The organism is Amycolatopsis nigrescens CSC17Ta-90, assembly GCF_000384315.1.
Taxonomy (GTDB): Bacteria; Actinomycetota; Actinomycetes; order Mycobacteriales; family Pseudonocardiaceae; genus Amycolatopsis; species Amycolatopsis nigrescens.
The window spans coordinates 5072852-5087951 of record NZ_ARVW01000001.1 but is presented as its reverse complement, the minus strand read 5'-3'; the positions used below and the strand labels follow the sequence as shown (position 1 = coordinate 5087951).

The following is a 15100-nucleotide window of genomic DNA, read 5'->3' as shown; positions in this document are numbered from 1 at the left end:
AAGGCGAATGCGATGGGACGACCTGCGATCGTACTGCTCAGCGGCGGTCTCGACTCAACGACGGTGTTAGCCATCGCCAAGGACCAGGGGTTCACGCCGTACGCCCTGAGCTTCAGGTACGGCCAGCGGCACAGCGTCGAACTGGCGGCCGCCGAGCGAGTTGCCAGCATCCAAGGGGCTGCCGATCACAAGATCGCTGACATCGATCTGCGGATCTTCGGTGGTTCAGCCCTGACCTCGGACGTGTCTGTGCCGAAGCACAACACCGTCGACGAAGTTGGATCGGACACGATCCCTGTGACCTACGTACCTGCCCGCAACACAATCTTTCTGTCCTTCGCGCTCGCGTACGCAGAGGTGGTGGGCTCAACTGACATCTTCACGGGGGTGACCGCCGTCGACTACAGTGGGTATCCGGACTGCAGGCCAGACTACATGTCTGCGTATGAGGACATGGCCAACCTCGCCACTCGCGCGGGGGTCGAGGGCAAGGCACGGCTCAAGCTGCATTCACCTCTGATCACCATGTCCAAGGCCGACATCATCCGCGAAGGCCTACGACTGGGCGTCGATTACTCACTCACTTCGAGTTGCTATGACCCCGACCCGCAGGGACGCGCCTGCGGTCGTTGTGACACCTGCCTGCTCCGCTTGAAGGGCTTCGCCGAGGCGGGCACTTCTGACCCGATCGAGTACCAGAGCGCATGACCTACCTGATCAAGGAAATCTTCTACACCCTGCAGGGCGAGGGCACTCATGCGGGCCGGCCAGCTGTCTTCTGCCGGTTCTCTCGTTGCAACCTGTGGACCGGGCGAGAGGCGGATCGCTATCGAGCGATCTGCCAGTTCTGCGATACAGACTTCGTCGGCACGGACGGAGAAGGCGGCGGTCGTTTTTCGGCCGCCGACGAGTTGGCCGCTGCCGTCGAAGCCGCGTGGCCGTCGACCAGCCGTGGACGTCGTTTCGTGGTGTGCACGGGCGGTGAACCCCTCCTGCAACTCGACTCCGCGGTTGTGGAGGCTCTCCACAACCGCGGGTTCGAGATCGCGGTCGAGACCAATGGCACACGGATGGCACCACCAGGCATCGATTGGACCTGTGTCAGCCCGAAGATAGGCGCAGAACTCGTTCTCACCAGCGGCGACGAACTCAAACTGGTCTACCCACAGGCCGGTGGGGACCCCGGCCAGTTCGAGCACTTGGACTTCACCTCATTCCGCCTGCAACCGATGGACAACGAGAACCAAGCGGCGAACACTCAGGCAGCGGTTGAGTATTGTCTGAAGAATCCCCGCTGGTCCCTGTCCCTGCAAACTCACAAGCACCTCGGAATCCCATGATGGAAATCTTTCGCGAGTTCACTTTCGAAGCGGCTCACCGACTGCCGAACGTGCCCGATGGACACAAATGCTCACGCCTTCACGGACACTCCTATCGAGTCACCGTGCACCTGACCGGAACGGTCGGCCCGACTCAAGGGTGGGTGATGGACTTCGGGGACGTGAAGCAAGCATTTCAACCCCTCCAAGCCAGACTCGACCACTACTACCTCAATGAGATCGAGGGGCTGGAAAACCCGACCAGCGAAGTACTGGCCCAGTGGATCTGGGATCGCCTTAAGCCGACCCTCGCCACCCTGTCAGCAATAACGGTGCGTGAAACTTGCACATCAGGCTGCACGTATCGAGGACACTGACATGCATGACGTACAAAATGAATTCGATAAACGGGGAATAGAGATAGACCAGGTCGGGATCGCCGGACTCCGGTACCCACTGGTCTTCAACGACGGCGTACTGCATCAGCCCGCAGTTGCGACGGCATCCGTAACCGTACGCCTGCAAGCGGACCGGCGGGGAACTCACATGAGCCGCATGGTTGCCCTGGTTCACGAACACTTCCAAGATTTCGACCCACGCCAACTCCCTCAGATATTGAAGGCGGGTGTTCACCTGCTGGACGCGCCGGGAATTGAACTCTCTCTAACATTTCCCATCACCACGAAAACTACCGCACCAGCGTCGCGGGAGGAATCATGTCTAGTGCATGACGTTACTTTAACCGCAGCTTTGACGGAGAGGGCCTGCAAGGTCACCACTTCTGTTCTATCCGAAGTCACGAGCGTCTGCCCTTGCTCGAAGAAGATCTCCGACTACGGTGCCCACAATCAGCGAAGCCGAGTGACACTTTCAGTAAACGGTTCAGGCGACGATCCATACCCGCTGACATTGTCGGATGCCGTGGAGATCGTGCGGAACAGTGGTTCTGCACCGGTCGTCCCACTCGTCAAACGTCCGGACGAACGAGTGTTGACAATGCAAGGTTATGAAAATCCTGTTTTTGTCGAAGACATGGCCCGGCACATCTCAGCCGAGTGCCGGAACCGTAATCTTCTCCATCGCGTGCAGGTAGTGAACCTGGAAAGCATTCATAGCCACAATGCGGTAGCCCTGGTCGTGGCGGAGTAGTCAGCGAAGCCTGACCACAGGCGCGCTACAAGGATCGGCTCTGACCGGCACGCTCTCAGTAGTCCAGCTACCGGGTCGGTTCACGTAGCCTCCGGGATATGCGGACTGGGTGGGTGAGGTTGGGGCTGGTGTGGGGGTTGCTGTGTGTGCCGGTGGGGTGGGCGGGGGTGACGTCGCATCCGGGGCGGTTCGGGTGGTGGGAGACGGCGGGGGCGGTGGTCGCGGTCGCGGGGCTGGTGGGGGTGAGGGTGCGGTGGCCGTTGGGGGCGATGGTGGGGGCCATCGTGTTGTGGGAGGTGGCGTTGTTCTCGCGGCCGGAGTATCCGGAGGTCGGGGGTGTGCCGTTCCTACTGACGGTGATCGTGCTGAGTTATCTGGCAGGGGTGCGGATGAGCAGCGCGAGGCCGGCGGTGGTCGGGTTCGTGGGGGTTGGCGGGGGCGTTGTGCTGCTGATACCGCTGGTGCCGGTGGTGGCGAGCGGATGGTTCACCGGGATGGTCGGGGTGCTGCTGTTCGGGCTGGTGCCGTGGTCGGTGGGGCGGTATCGGCGCGACTATCTCGAACTTGAGCGGGCGGGGTGGGAGCGGGCCGAGTTGCTGGAGCGTGCGCAGCGGCTGGTCGCGGAGCAGGCCAGGATGCGGGAGCGCGCGCGGTTGGCCGGGGACATGCATGACCTGGTCGGGCACGAGCTGGGGCTGGCGGCGTTGCGGATCGGGGCGTTGGAGCTCGACGCGGGGCTTGACGAGCGGCATCGTGCGGCGGCGGGTGGGGCGAGGGCGGCGGTGACCGGGGCGGCTGAGCGGCTGGTGGAAGTGGTCGAACTGCTGCGGGAGGAGTCCGCGGCCGAAACGCTCGACGAGTTGGTGGCGAGGAATCGCGCGTCGGGGCTGGGCGTCGAGTTGCGGGTCAGCGGTGACGAACCGCCGCAGATGGTGCAGCGGACGGTCGACCGGGTGGTGCGGGAGTCGCTGACCAATGCGGCCAAGCACGCGGTGGGGGCCTCGGTGACGGTGGACATTGAGCACGCGGCTGGGGAGGCCGTGGCCAACGGGCCGGGCGGAAAGCGAGCCGTAGCCGGGGAGACGGCGGGCAAGGAGCCGGACGGAAGGCGGGCCGCGGTCGGGGAGACTGCGGGCAAGGGGCCGGGTGGAAGGCGAACCGTGGCCGGGGAGACCGTGGTGTCCATAAAGAACGGGCCGGGGGTCGGCCGGGCCGTAGCAGGCGGCGGGCACGGGCTGACCGGGATGGCTGAGCGGGTGCGGCTGGTCGGCGGGGAGTTGCGGGCCGGGCCGGACGGGGACGGGTTCACCGTGACCGCGCGGCTGCCGCATGAGCCGGGGCCGGTGCCCCGCGAGCCGGAACAGTCAGAGTCCGAAGTCCGGCACGAGCAGGCACGACGGCGGGTGCGGCGCAGCTTCACCAGGTCGATGACCGCGGCCGGGCTGGTGGTGGTCGGTACCGCGGCGGTCGTGCTGGGCTACACCGTCTACGACCACGCGACCTCGGTGCTGCGGCCGGCCGACTTCGAACGGTTGCGGACGGGACAGCCGCTCACCGAAGTCCAGGCGGTGCTGCCGGGCCGGACCAGGGTGGACACCGGGCCCGAGGACGAACCGGCGGTGCCGGCCGGCGCGAACTGCCGGTACTACGGGACGCACCTGAACCCCTTCGATGGCGCCCGCAACGAGCTGTACCGTCTGTGTTTCGTGGCGGACCGGCTGGCCGCCAAGGACTTTCTCGGCTGAGTGGGGGCGCACTTGATCCGCGTGGTGCTGGCCGACGACGAGGCCGTGGTGCTGCTCGGCGTACGCGCGGTGCTCGCCGCCGATCCCGGGATCGAGGTGGTGGCCGAGGCCGCGGACGGCAGGCAGGCGGTCGAGCTGGTGCGCGCGCACCGGCCGGACGTCGCCCTGCTGGACATCCGGATGCCCGAGCTCACCGGGCTGGACGCGGCGGCCGAAATCCGCCGGCTCGCGCCGGAGACCGCGGTGCTGGTGCTGACCACGTTCACCGAGGACACCTACATAGCCCGTGCGCTGGACAACGGGGCCAGCGGGTTCGTGCTCAAGACCGGCGACCCGCGCGAGATCATCGCCGGGGTGCGGGCGGTCGCGGAAGGGGCCGCCTACCTTTCGCCCTTGGTGGCGCGGCGAGTGCTGAACCAGCTGGGCGGCACCGGAAAGCTGGGCCGGGACGCGGCGAGCAGCGTCGGCGAACTCACCGAACGCGAGCGCGAGGTGCTCGGTCTGCTCGGCGCCGGGCTGTCCAACGGCGAGATCGCCGGGCGGATCCACGTGGTCGAAGGCACCGTGAAGGTCTACGTGAGCACGATCCTCAAGCGGCTCGGGGTGCGCAACCGGGTGCAGGCCGCCATTCTCGCCTACGAGGCCGGACTGGTGAGCGAGCTGCTCTGAGCGTCAGCGACGGAAGCGGATCGTCGCCGGGTCGCTTTCCACCGGCCCGGCCGCGACCAGTCGCCACAGCTTGTGGTGCCCGCGCAGCCTGCGCACGAACGACGTCATCGGAGCCCGCAGCAGGCAGACCACCGCGGTCACCACCAGCGCCCCGAGCAGCAGCCCGGCCAGCACGTCATGCGGATAGTGCACGCCGACGAAAACGCGGGACGCGGCGGCGAGCAGTGCGACGAAAACGGCGAGCACCGCGGTCCGGTACCGGCTCAGCACCATCGCGGTGGCGGCGGCACCGGCGAGTACCGAATGGTTGCTGGGAAAGGACCAGTCCCCATAGGACGGACATTCCGCGATACTGACCACATTGGACAGAACACGGCAGGGACGGTCTTCCTGCCAGAAGGTCTTCACCACCTCGCTCGCCAGATACGCGGTGAGCGTGGCGGCCGGGCCGAGTAGTGCGACGGCCATCGTGGCGGCGGAACGGCCGCGCGCACGCCACCAGCCGAGCAGGAACATCACCCCGAAGAACAGCAGCACGCCGTCGGTGCCCAGCTCCATGAGCCAGCGCAACCAGGACGGGGTACCGGCGGCGAATTCGGTGATGGCGCGATACCACTCGATGCTGAATTCCGGTGCGAACACAAAGCCTCCCTTGATCATTCTAGTTGTGTTCGACGCTAGGTTTCGGGCACGGCCCAGCACGATTGCCGGCCGCCACGGGCCGGCCCTGTCTTCCGGCAGGGGGACGACCCTGCCGGTCGTTAATCGACGTGCGCGATTCGCCGCGAGGTGGTGGAATCGCTCATCGTGAGACCCGTCGACCTGCTCACCAGCATGGAAGCCAACCTGGCCGAGCACGCCTGCCATCTGCACCGGCGACTGCCGGACGCGAACGTCACCGAGACCGGTGACCTGCTGATCGCGGACAGCGGGATCGACGACGACACCTTCAACATCGTCGCCCGCGCCCGGTTCGGCGCGGATGCCGAGCTGCGCATCGCCGAGACCGTGCGAACGCTGGCCGCCACCGAGCGGACGTTCTCCTGGTGGGTCGGCCCCGATTCAGCCGGGCTCGACGCCAGGCTGACCGCCGCGGGACTGACCGAGTCGGAGTCCGAAAAGGCCATGTGGGCGCCCCTCGACGAGCTGCCGGCACAGCCGCTGCCCGACGGGCTGGTCATCCGCACCGTGACCAGCCGGGAACAGCTGGCCGACTACACCGAGATCCTCGCCGCGAACTGGGACCCGCCTTCGGCCACCGTCCGGCGTTTCTACGCAGGCGCCGCGGCCGTCGCACTCGATCCCGGCTGTCCCGCGCGTTATCTGGTGGGCTACCGCCACGGCGTGCCGGTCTGCTCGGCGGAGGTCTTCTGCCACGCGGGGGTGGCCGGTATCTACAACATCTGCACCATCGACGACTGGCGGCGGCGCGGTTTCGGCGGCGCGATGACCATCGCCACCCTGCGCGTCGCCCGCGAGAACGGCTACCGGACCGCGGTGCTCCAGGCGTCGACGGAAGGCGCACCGGTTTATCACCGCCTGGGTTTCCGCGAATGCGGCACCTTCAGCGAGTACGCCATCACGCCGGGACAACCCGAATAGAATTCGGCAATTCGGAAACCTTTCTTTCTTCTCTTTGACGACTGTCTTCAGCGAGCGCGCACGCGTCAGGTCAGGGATCATGACCAGGGCAAAGTGACGAACACCCGCCAAGTGCCACAGTCCGCCACGGAAAAGCGAGCAGGGGATCATGGCTCACCGTCCGGCCGGGACACCAGCCGCAAGTTTCCGCTGGCTGCTCGGCCTCGCCCTGGCGACCATCGCACTGGCGATCGCGATTCCGTTCGCACCGGTGCGCGGCGACCGGATCGACGTCGACTGGCCGAAAGCGGGACAGGCGCCCGAACCGACGGTCGCGATGTTCATGCCGTACCGGCCGCTCCGGCTGGACGTGGATCTGGCGTGTTCCGTGGTCGCTTCGGCGGAACCCGGTGACTCGTTCACCGCGTTCTCCAGTTTCCCACCGGACTCCGACAAACTGCCGAACTGGGGACTGGCGTTGACCGTCCGCGACCGCCAGCTCTTCCTGACCACCGCGAACCAGGAGCACGCGCTCGGCGGGGCGCCTGGCACGGACTGCACCTACCAGGTGCGCGCGAGCGAGCACGCGCTGGTCGCCGGGTTGGCCGACGGCCGGGAACTGGTGCGGGTGGACACTCGGGTGCCGCAGGTGGCGGCGTTCGTCACCGAGCTGCCCGCCGAGGAAGCGCTCGGCAAGGTCGCCGCGCGCGCCGAGGCGGACGCCCGCTTCCAGACCGCGCCGACCCCGCTCAAGCTGGGGCTGATGATCGGCTGCGGGCTGGGCGTGCTCGGCTGCCTGATCGCCGGCTTCCGTGTTTTCCGCAGCACGGTCCGCCCGCGCGACGCCGCCGAAGGGCCCCGACGCTGGGTGGACGCGGTGTGGACCGGCCTGGTCGCGACCGGGATCGCGGGCTGGGGCGTGCTCGGCGCGCAGACCGTCGACGACGGCTGGTTCCTCGGCATGCACCGGAACCTGGACAGCGCCGGGTTCGCCGGCGACTACTACATGGCGCTCAACGCCGCGGAGACGCCGGCCGTACTGCTCCAGCACCTGTTCGCCCCGCTGTTCCAGCTCTCCTGGGCACCGCTGGTGGTGCGCGGTCCGTCGATGCTCGCCGGGCTGGCGAGCTGGCTGCTCATGCTCGGCATCGTGCGGCTGCTGCGCCGGTACACCGACGCCCCGAAGGTGCCGCACTGGCTGCTGGCGGCGGCTTTCTTCGTTGCGTGGATGCCGGGCGGGCTCGGCCTGCGGCCGGAACCGTTCGTCACGCTGTGCCTCGCGGTCAGTGGCTACGCCGCGGTGCGGGCCAAGCTCACCGAGACCCCGGCCTGGCTGATCGTCGGCGGGGTCGCGGCCGGGCTTTCCCTCACCGTCACCTCCACCGGCATGCTCGCGGTGATCCCGCTGGTGCTCGGGCTGGTGCACGCCTGCCGCCGGCTGGAGCACACCAGGACGCGGGCGCTGCTGGTGACGCTGACGCTGGCCGCGATGACGGTCGCGGCGCCGATCGTGTTCGTCAACTCCGGCCTCGGCGGTTTCCTCGACTCGGCGGGCGCCCGCTTCTGGTACGGCGCGAGTTCGGCCTGGTACAACGAGTTCAACCGCTACCAGGCCGTGCTCGGCCAGGACGTCGCGGTCGAGTTCACCTTCGAACAGCACCCGTTCCGCAGGCTGCCGGTGCTGCTCGGCATCGGCATGATGCTCATCGTGCTGGTGCTGCGGCTGCGAAACCGGCAGGACAGCACCTTCGCCGGACCGTTCGGCTGGCCGTTCGCCTGGCTCGGCGCCGGGCTGGCGATGCTGGTGCTCACCCCGACCAAGGTGGCGTCCCATTTCTCCGCGCTCGCCTTCGCGACCGCGCTCGTGCTCGCCTTCGGCCTGGCCGGCCTGCCCCGCGCGTTCGGCCGGGAACGGGCCGGCTGGGTGGTCCGGCTCGGCGCCCTGTTCCTGGTCACGCTGCTGGTCAGCGTCAGCATGAACGGGGTCAACTCCTGGTGGGGATACCAGCGGCTCGGCATGACGGGCCTGGAGAAACCGCTCTTCGACGGGGTGCCGGCCAATCCGCTGGTGATACTGGCGACCGGCGCCGTGGTCGCGGTCGTCCCGCTCACGCGGCGGCTGCCACCGGACGGTGCGTCCTGGCCGGTGCGGTTCGCCGGCTGGACGGCGATCGGCATCGCCGGAGTCGCGCTGCTCGCCATGCCGGTGCTGACCGCCGGGCTGCTCGGCACGGCCGCGCTGAACCAGTACGGCCGCGGCTCCTGGTCGACCACCGCGGCGAACCTGCATTCGATCACCGATTCCACCTGCGGCGCCGCGGACGCGGTCCGGGTCCGCGACGGGGGCACCGACCGCAGCCTGACCGAGGTGCTGGCCGGGCAGCCGGGACCGGCGATCGTGGACTGGCCGATCTCGTTCTGGTACCCGTGCGCCCGGCTGCCGGTGCTGGCGGACGGGCTGCTCGAGCCGCCCGCCGTCATGGTCGTCGCACCCGGCGGCTACCGGTACGACGGCGATCTGACCCGCAGTTACCAGCCGCACGGCGGGGTTTTCGCACCGATCACCGAGGTGGCCGAGTACCGCGAGCTGCCATCGGAACTGCTGCACAACAACGACCCCGACCTGTGGGGCCCGCTGCTGGAGATCGACTACCGCTACCGCACGGACGGCTTCGAGGTGCGCCGGTCCACCGCCGAGCAGCCCGGCTGGCAACGAGGTCCCGGCTACGCCACCAAGGAGTACGTCGGCCAGGACCCGCCTTCCTGAGCGGAATGTGAGCTAACTCAGATTTTCTGTCCAGCACCTGGATAGAACGTCTAAGCTGTCGGTCATGACCACCGCCGACGCACTGCTCGAATCGCTGAAGCCGATCGTGCAGGGCATCGCCGCGACCTTCGGCCGTTCCTGCGAAGTGGTGCTGCACGACTTCCGACGACCGGAGAAGTCCGTGGTGGCCATCGCCGGCGAGCTGACCGGCAGGCACGTCGGCGGCTCGATGAGCGAGATCGGCATGGGCCTGCTGGCCAAGGGTGATCAGGCCGGCAACGAGCTGAACTACGTGACCACCACGCCGGGTGGCCGTCAGCTGAAGTCGTCCACCATGCCGCTGCGCGACGAGCGCGGCCAGGTTTTCGGCGCGCTGTGCATCAACATCGACGTCACCGCACTGCGCCAGGTCGCGGATCTGCTCGGCGACCTGGCCGGGGTCGCCCCGGAAACGATGCCGGCCACCACCTTCACCGACGAGTTCGACGAGGTGGTGGACGCGGTGGTGCGCGCCGAAGAGCTCGCCATGGCCAAGCCGGTGGACGGGCTGAACCGGCAGGAACGGCTGCGGCTGATCGCCGCGCTGGACCGGCGGGGCGTGTTCGCCGTGCGGCGGGCCGTGCCGAGGGTGGCCGCGCGGCTGGGCATCTCCCGCGCCTCCGCCTACGCCGACCTCACCGAATGCCGAAAGAACGAACCGGAGGAACCATGATCCTGAACTTCGACGACGTGCTGGCCGCCGCCAAGCGGATCCACGGGGTCGCGCACCGTACCCCGGTGCTCACCGCGCGCACCATCGACGAGCTGACCGGCGCGCAGGTGCACCTCAAGGCGGAGAACTTCCAGCGGATCGGCGCGTTCAAGTTCCGCGGCGCGTACAACGCGATCTCCCAACTCAGCGAGGAGCAGCTGCGGCGCGGGGTGGCCGGGTACTCCTCCGGCAACCACGCGCAGGCGGTCGCGCTGGCGGCCAGGATGGCGGGGGTGCCGTCGGTGATCCTGATGCCCGAGGACACCCCGGAGGCCAAAGTGGACGCCACCCGCGGTTACGGCGCGGAGGTCGTCACTTATGACCGCTACACGCAGAACCGGGTCGAGCTCGGCGAACGGCTCGCCGCCGAGCGCGGGCTCGCGCTGATCCCGCCGTACGAGCACCCGCACGTGATGGCCGGACAGGGCACCGTCGCGTTGGAACTGCTGGAAGAGGTGCCCGACCTGGACACCCTGCTGGTGCCGATCGGCGGCGGCGGGCTGATGGCGGGCTGCGCCACCGCGGTCAAGGCGATGCGGCCGGGAATCAGGGTGGTCGGCGTCGAACCGGCGGCGGGCGACGACACCAAACGGTCACTCGACGCGGGCGAACGGGTGAGCATTGAAGTGCCGCGGACGATCGCCGACGGGCAGGCGGCGGACATTCCCGGGGAAATGACATTCTCCGTGAACCGCCGACTGGTCGACGAGATCGTGCTGGTGCGCGACGAGGAGATCAGGGACGCCATGAAACTGGCATTCGAACGGCTCAAGATCGTTTTGGAGCCCAGCGGCGCGATCACCCTCGCGGCACTGCTCACCGGAGCCGCCGGCGAGGTCGAGGGCAAGGTCGGGGTGGTCCTCTCCGGCGGCAATATCGGCGTTCGGCGGTTCATTGAGCTCTTGGGGTCGTGACGGACGGTACCCCGGCGCTTATGGTCGGAGAGGTGGAAAACCAAGAGCCCGACATAGTCATCGCCGGGTACGCCCGGCTGTTCGGGAACCTCCTCGAGGAGAACCTGCTCCACGAGTTGCGCCAGATCGGTGACTCACCGGAGAACCAGTGGGCCGCCATCTTCATCTACGACCGTAAGGACGACGGCACTCGAACAAAGTGGACTTTGTTCACCGCCGACTACCGTTATGCCGAAATGCTCGCCATGGAGGCGGGCCGGATCGAGCTGGATGTGGAGATCATCCGCGAACGTTTCCCCGCGTTCCAGCGCGGCTGGGTGATCAACGAAGCCGCCGAATGAGGGTGCCGCGAGGCTTGCCCGGCGGCTAGGTTGACCACCATGAGAACGCGCTGGTTGGCCGCCGTCGCGGCCGTGGTCCTGTTCGCCTCCCTGCCCGCCGGCGTCGCGCAGGCGGCCGACCGGCCGTCCGGCGGTGGGAAGGTGCGGTGCGAGTTCACCCCCACCCCGGAGAACCCGGCCGCCCGCCCGGTCCGGCCGCCGAAGCCGTCCGCGAGCACCCGCGGCACGGTGGACGCGACGCTGTGGACCAACTACGGCCGGGTCGTGGTGGAGCTGGACCGCGGCAACGCGCCCTGTGCCGTGCACAACCTGGTTCACCTGGCGCGCAAGGACTTCTACGACCGGACCCAGTGCTTCCGGCTGACCAACTCGGCCAGGCTCGGGGTGCTCCAGTGCGGCGACATCTACTCGGTCGAGAAGGGCGGGCCCGGCTACAAGTTCGCCGACGAGGTGACCGGCGAGGAGACCTACCCGCGCGGCACCGTGGCGATGGGGAACCAGGGCCCCGGCACCAACGGCAGCCAGTTCTTCGTGGTGCACAGCCACGCGAACATCTCGCCGGTGTACTCCGTGCTCGGCCACGTCAAGCACGGGATGCGGGTGCTGGACCGGATCGTCGCGGCCGGGATCGAGAACGGTGCGGAGGACGGCCTGCCCGCCGAGCCCGTCAAGATCCACTTCGTGACCGTCGGGCGGTGAGCCCGGCACCGGTGGCCTAGCGTCGGGGCATGACGCGGTGTGCGGTGCTCGGGGCGGCTGGCTACGTCGGCACGCGGCTGGTGGCCGAGCTGACCGCGCGCGGGCACCAGGTGCGGGCAATGGCGCGCGGCGGCGGGAAGTGGCCCGGCGGCGTCGAGCCGGTCGAGGGCGACGTGCGCGACCCGGCCGCGGTGGCCAGTGCGCTGGACGGCGTCGAAGTGGCCTACTACCTGGTGCATTCCCTCGCCGACGCGGACTTCGCCGCGGTCGACAGGGCGGCCGCGGCCACACTCGCCGAACAGGCCTCGGGAGCCGGGGTCCGGCAGCTGGTGTACCTCGGTGGCATCCGACCGCGCGACGGCGAAGTGTCGGCGCATCTGGCCTCGCGCGCCGAGGTCGGTGACATCCTGCTCGCCGGCGCGGTGCCCGCGCTGGTGCTACAGGCGTCGATGATCGTGGGCGCCGGCTCGGCGAGCTTCGAGATCCTGCGCCGCACGGTGCCCCTGTCCCCGCTGCTGCTCCGGCCGTCCTGGATGCGCAACCGCAGCCAGCCGATCGCGATCGCCGACGTGCTGCACTACCTCACCGCGGCCGCCGAGCTGACCGGGCCGGTGCACGGCGCCTTCGACATCGGCGGGCCGCAGCTGCTCAGCTACCACCGGCTGGTGCAGCGCTACGCCAGAATCGCCGGGCTCCCGGTCCGGCTGCCGGTCCCGGTGCCGCTGCCGCTCTGGTCGCACCGGCTGGCCGGTGCGGCGGTCGGCGCGCTGACCCCGGTGCCCGCCGCCGTCGCGGAGTCGCTGCTGCGGTCGCTGGAACACGATCTGCCTTGCGCGGACCACGAAATCGCCAGGCACATCCCCGACCCGCCCGGCGGGCTGACCAGTTTCGACCGCGCGGTGCGGCAGGCGGGCGTCGATCCGGAGCGGCCGCCGCCCGGCGAGGACCCGTTCGTCGACGACCGCTCGGTGCGCACCGAAGCCGGCCCCGGGCGGGTGTGGGACGTGATCACCGGGGTCGGCGGCGACCGGGGCTGGCACACGGTTCCGCTGGTGTGGACCGTGCGCGGCGCGATCGACCAGCTGCTCGGCGGGGCCGGGCTGCACCGCGGCCGTCCTGGTGAGCTGCGGCCCGGTGACGCGGTGGACTCGTGGACGGTCGAGGAGCGCGACGACGAGCGGCGCCTGCTCGTGCTGCGCGCGGACCTGAAGATGCCGGGCACCGCACGGCTGCGGATGTCCGCCGAGCCGGACGGCGCCGGCGCGATCTACCGGCAGACCGTCACCTTCGACTCCTCCGGCCTCGGCGGCACGGCCTACTGGTATCTGCAGAAACCGGTGCACGACCTGGTCTTCGGCCTGATGGCGGCGAATATCGCGCGGCGAGCCTAGCCTGGGGTGATGAGCGAACTCGACGACGTCTTCGACCAGCTGCGCACCGCCGACGTGGTCGCGTTCGGCGGCGTGGGTTTCGCGAACGAGCTGCTGCCGGTGACCGAGGCCTACCGCCGGGCGCGCGCCGCCGGCGACGCGGCAAGGGACCGGGCCGAACAGTTGCTCACCGACGGTTCACCGGCGGGCCGGGTGTACGCGGCCACGTTGCTGGGCGAGCTGGACCCGGCCGCCGGCGAGCAGGCGTGGCACCGGCTGTCGACGGACGAATCGCAGGTCACCGTCTTCGACGGCTGCCTTCAGGCCGAACGATCCGTCCGCACCTACGCCACCACCTCCCCCTAAGGCCACCTTTGCTACCTCAGAGGTAACAAAGGTGGCCTTGAGGGGCACTGGCTAGGTGGATTGGGCGAGGCGGTCGAGGGAGCGCGGGAGGGCGTCGGCCAGCAGGTCGAGTTCGGATTGGGCGGCGATCAGCGGCGGGGAAAGGGCGATGCCCTTGCCGAGCGGCCGGACCAGCACGCCCTCCTCCCGGCAGGCGCGCTGCCAGCGGGCCGGCGCGCCGGGATCGGACGCCAGCAGGTCCGGCGCCAGGTCGAGACCGGCGATGAAGCCGAGCCCGGCGCGTACCTCCCCGGCCAGCGGGTGCTTCGCCACCACGGCCAGCGCGTCGGCCAGTGGCTGCTCCAGCTCGCGGCCGCGCGCGATCAGGCCGTCCCGCTGGTAGATGTCGAGCGTGGTGAGCGCCGCCGCGCAGGCCACCGGATGCCCGGCGTAGGTGGGACCGTGCCGCAGTACCGGTGCACCGGGCGAGCCGGTGAAGAACGGCTCGGCCACCTGCGGCGCGACGATCAGCGCGCCGAGCGGGATGGTGCCGCCGGTGATGCCCTTGGCGATGGTGATCAGGTCCGGGGAGATCGGCCACCGGTCGATGCCGAACCAGGTGCCGAGCCTGCCGAAGGCGGTGATCACGCAGTCCGCCACGAACAGCACGCCGTGCCGGCGGCAGATCTCCGCGACCGCTTCGAGATAGCCGTCCGGCGGCAGCAGCACACCGCCGGCGCCGATCACCGGCTCGCAGAAGAACGCGGCCACCCGGTCCGCGCCGAGCCGCTCGATCTCCGCCTCCAGCGCCTCCGCGCTGTCGTAGGGCACATGCGACACGTCGCTGTCGAGCGGGCCGATCCCGATGCCGTTCGCCGGGATGCCGCCGACCGCGGTGCCGTAGCCGTGCGTGCCGTGGTAGCCCTGGGTACGGCCGATGACATGCACCTTCTCCGGCTTGCCGAGCTGCACGAAATGCGCCCTGGCCACCTTCACCGCGGAGTCGATCGCGTCCCCGCCGCCCGAGCCGAAGAACACCTTCGAGCCCTCCATCGGCACCAGCGCGGCGATCCGCTCGGCCAGCTCCATGGCGGGCTCGTTCGCGTAGTACCCGAAGATCCCGTACGCGTCCAGCTTGCGCAGTTGCGCAGCGACGGTCTCCGCGATCTCCTCACGGCCGTGCCCGAAGTTCGCATACCAGAGCGACGCGGTGGCATCGAAGTACTTCCGGCCATCCTCGTCCCAGACATACGAGCCGGCGCCCCTGGACAGTACGAAACGATCTCCGTCCACCGCGCCCATGTCCGCGAACGGATGCCACAGTGGATTTTCCGACCGTCCTGATGCCATCGGTGTCCTCCTCGCTCTCGCCGGGGCTGCCCTCGGCTATCGTCGCGCACATCGGCGTGTACCCAGCACACTCCATCGTGCCCCAGCTACGAGGCAAGGA

The 15100-nt window shown here is 69.0% G+C and carries 16 protein-coding genes; 14 read left to right on the top strand and 2 right to left on the bottom strand.

The annotated features are described in order from the left end of the window. Positions 1-12: 12 nt before the first annotated feature. The 6 genes from queC (at position 13) to AMYNI_RS0124165 (ending at position 4882) form a co-directional block, all read left to right on the top strand. Positions 13-708, top strand: coding sequence for a 7-cyano-7-deazaguanine synthase QueC (gene queC, locus AMYNI_RS0124185; protein WP_020670644.1), 696 nt, complete (start codon positions 13-15; stop codon positions 706-708). After that, entirely contained in the window at positions 705-1340 is a 636-nt protein-coding gene (gene queE, locus AMYNI_RS0124180; protein WP_020670643.1) for a 7-carboxy-7-deazaguanine synthase, read from the top strand. The genes queC and queE overlap by 4 nt, the downstream gene beginning before the upstream one ends. Further along, positions 1340-1696, top strand: coding sequence for a 6-carboxytetrahydropterin synthase QueD (gene queD, locus AMYNI_RS48320; protein ID WP_040407260.1), 357 nt, complete (start codon positions 1340-1342; stop codon positions 1694-1696). The genes queE and queD overlap by 1 nt, the downstream gene beginning before the upstream one ends. A 1-nt stretch (position 1697) precedes the next feature. Further along, entirely contained in the window at positions 1698-2468 is a 771-nt protein-coding gene (locus AMYNI_RS48315; protein WP_084628445.1) for a GTP cyclohydrolase I FolE2, read from the top strand. 167 nt (positions 2469-2635) lie between these two features. Continuing rightward, positions 2636-4213 (top strand): sensor histidine kinase, encoded by a 1578-nt coding sequence (locus AMYNI_RS0124170; RefSeq protein ID WP_157357464.1) that lies wholly within the window; start codon positions 2636-2638, stop codon positions 4211-4213. Positions 4214-4225: 12 nt separating this feature from the next. Further along, positions 4226-4882, top strand: coding sequence for a response regulator transcription factor (locus AMYNI_RS0124165; RefSeq protein ID WP_040407259.1), 657 nt, complete (start codon positions 4226-4228; stop codon positions 4880-4882). A 3-nt stretch (positions 4883-4885) separates the two neighbouring features. On the opposite strand, the gene AMYNI_RS0124160 is transcribed toward AMYNI_RS0124165, so the two are convergent. Further along, positions 4886-5524, bottom strand: coding sequence for a phosphatase PAP2 family protein (locus AMYNI_RS0124160; RefSeq protein WP_169515765.1), 639 nt, complete (start codon positions 5522-5524; stop codon positions 4886-4888). Between the two features lie 165 nt (positions 5525-5689). Between AMYNI_RS0124160 and AMYNI_RS0124155 the strand changes: the two genes are divergently transcribed. The 8 genes from AMYNI_RS0124155 to AMYNI_RS0124120 all read left to right on the top strand — a co-directional run bounded on the left by AMYNI_RS0124155 (position 5690) and on the right by AMYNI_RS0124120 (position 13671). After that, entirely contained in the window at positions 5690-6484 is a 795-nt protein-coding gene (locus AMYNI_RS0124155; protein WP_245573989.1) for a GNAT family N-acetyltransferase, read from the top strand. 148 nt (positions 6485-6632) lie between these two features. Further along, positions 6633-9230, top strand: a complete 2598-nt coding sequence (locus AMYNI_RS0124150; protein ID WP_020670637.1) for an arabinosyltransferase domain-containing protein — start codon at positions 6633-6635, stop codon at positions 9228-9230. A gap of 64 nt (positions 9231-9294) precedes the next feature. Further along, entirely contained in the window at positions 9295-9942 is a 648-nt protein-coding gene (locus AMYNI_RS0124145; RefSeq protein WP_020670636.1) for a helix-turn-helix transcriptional regulator, read from the top strand. After that, entirely contained in the window at positions 9939-10895 is a 957-nt protein-coding gene (locus tag AMYNI_RS0124140) for a threo-3-hydroxy-L-aspartate ammonia-lyase (protein ID WP_020670635.1), read from the top strand. Before AMYNI_RS0124145 ends, AMYNI_RS0124140 begins: the two co-directional genes overlap by 4 nt. A gap of 32 nt (positions 10896-10927) precedes the next feature. Next, a complete protein-coding gene (locus tag AMYNI_RS0124135) occupies positions 10928-11236 on the top strand; it encodes a hypothetical protein (protein ID WP_157357462.1) in 309 nt (102 codons plus the stop codon). A 39-nt stretch (positions 11237-11275) separates the two neighbouring features. Further along, the gene (locus AMYNI_RS0124130) at positions 11276-11935 is read left to right on the top strand and encodes a peptidylprolyl isomerase (protein ID WP_026360863.1); all 660 of its coding nucleotides are present in this window, start codon (positions 11276-11278) and stop codon (positions 11933-11935) included. A 29-nt stretch (positions 11936-11964) separates the two neighbouring features. Beyond that, on the top strand, positions 11965-13326 hold the full coding sequence (locus AMYNI_RS0124125; RefSeq protein WP_020670632.1) for a DUF2867 domain-containing protein: 1362 nt from the start codon (positions 11965-11967) through the stop codon (positions 13324-13326). 9 nt (positions 13327-13335) lie between these two features. Further along, a complete protein-coding gene (locus tag AMYNI_RS0124120; RefSeq protein ID WP_020670631.1) occupies positions 13336-13671 on the top strand; it encodes a hypothetical protein in 336 nt (111 codons plus the stop codon). A 51-nt stretch (positions 13672-13722) separates the two neighbouring features. Here the strand turns inward: AMYNI_RS0124120 and AMYNI_RS0124115 are convergent, their stop codons facing one another. Further along, positions 13723-15000, bottom strand: coding sequence for an aminotransferase family protein (locus AMYNI_RS0124115; protein WP_040405931.1), 1278 nt, complete (start codon positions 14998-15000; stop codon positions 13723-13725). Positions 15001-15100: the final 100 nt, after the last annotated feature.

Coding starts and splice junctions, on each gene's coding strand:
- AMYNI_RS0124115 (WP_040405931.1), bottom strand. CDS start 15,000: ATGGCATCAGGACGGTCGGAAAATCCACTGTGGCATCCGTTCGCGGAC.
- queD (WP_040407260.1), top strand. CDS start 1,340: ATGGAAATCTTTCGCGAGTTCACTTTCGAAGCGGCTCACCGACTGCCG.
- AMYNI_RS0124140 (WP_020670635.1), top strand. CDS start 9,939: ATGATCCTGAACTTCGACGACGTGCTGGCCGCCGCCAAGCGGATCCAC.
- AMYNI_RS48315 (WP_084628445.1), top strand. CDS start 1,698: ATGCATGACGTACAAAATGAATTCGATAAACGGGGAATAGAGATAGAC.
- AMYNI_RS0124125 (WP_020670632.1), top strand. CDS start 11,965: ATGACGCGGTGTGCGGTGCTCGGGGCGGCTGGCTACGTCGGCACGCGG.
- queC (WP_020670644.1), top strand. CDS start 13: ATGGGACGACCTGCGATCGTACTGCTCAGCGGCGGTCTCGACTCAACG.
- AMYNI_RS0124145 (WP_020670636.1), top strand. CDS start 9,295: ATGACCACCGCCGACGCACTGCTCGAATCGCTGAAGCCGATCGTGCAG.
- AMYNI_RS0124120 (WP_020670631.1), top strand. CDS start 13,336: ATGAGCGAACTCGACGACGTCTTCGACCAGCTGCGCACCGCCGACGTG.
- queE (WP_020670643.1), top strand. CDS start 705: ATGACCTACCTGATCAAGGAAATCTTCTACACCCTGCAGGGCGAGGGC.
- AMYNI_RS0124150 (WP_020670637.1), top strand. CDS start 6,633: ATGGCTCACCGTCCGGCCGGGACACCAGCCGCAAGTTTCCGCTGGCTG.
- AMYNI_RS0124130 (WP_026360863.1), top strand. CDS start 11,276: ATGAGAACGCGCTGGTTGGCCGCCGTCGCGGCCGTGGTCCTGTTCGCC.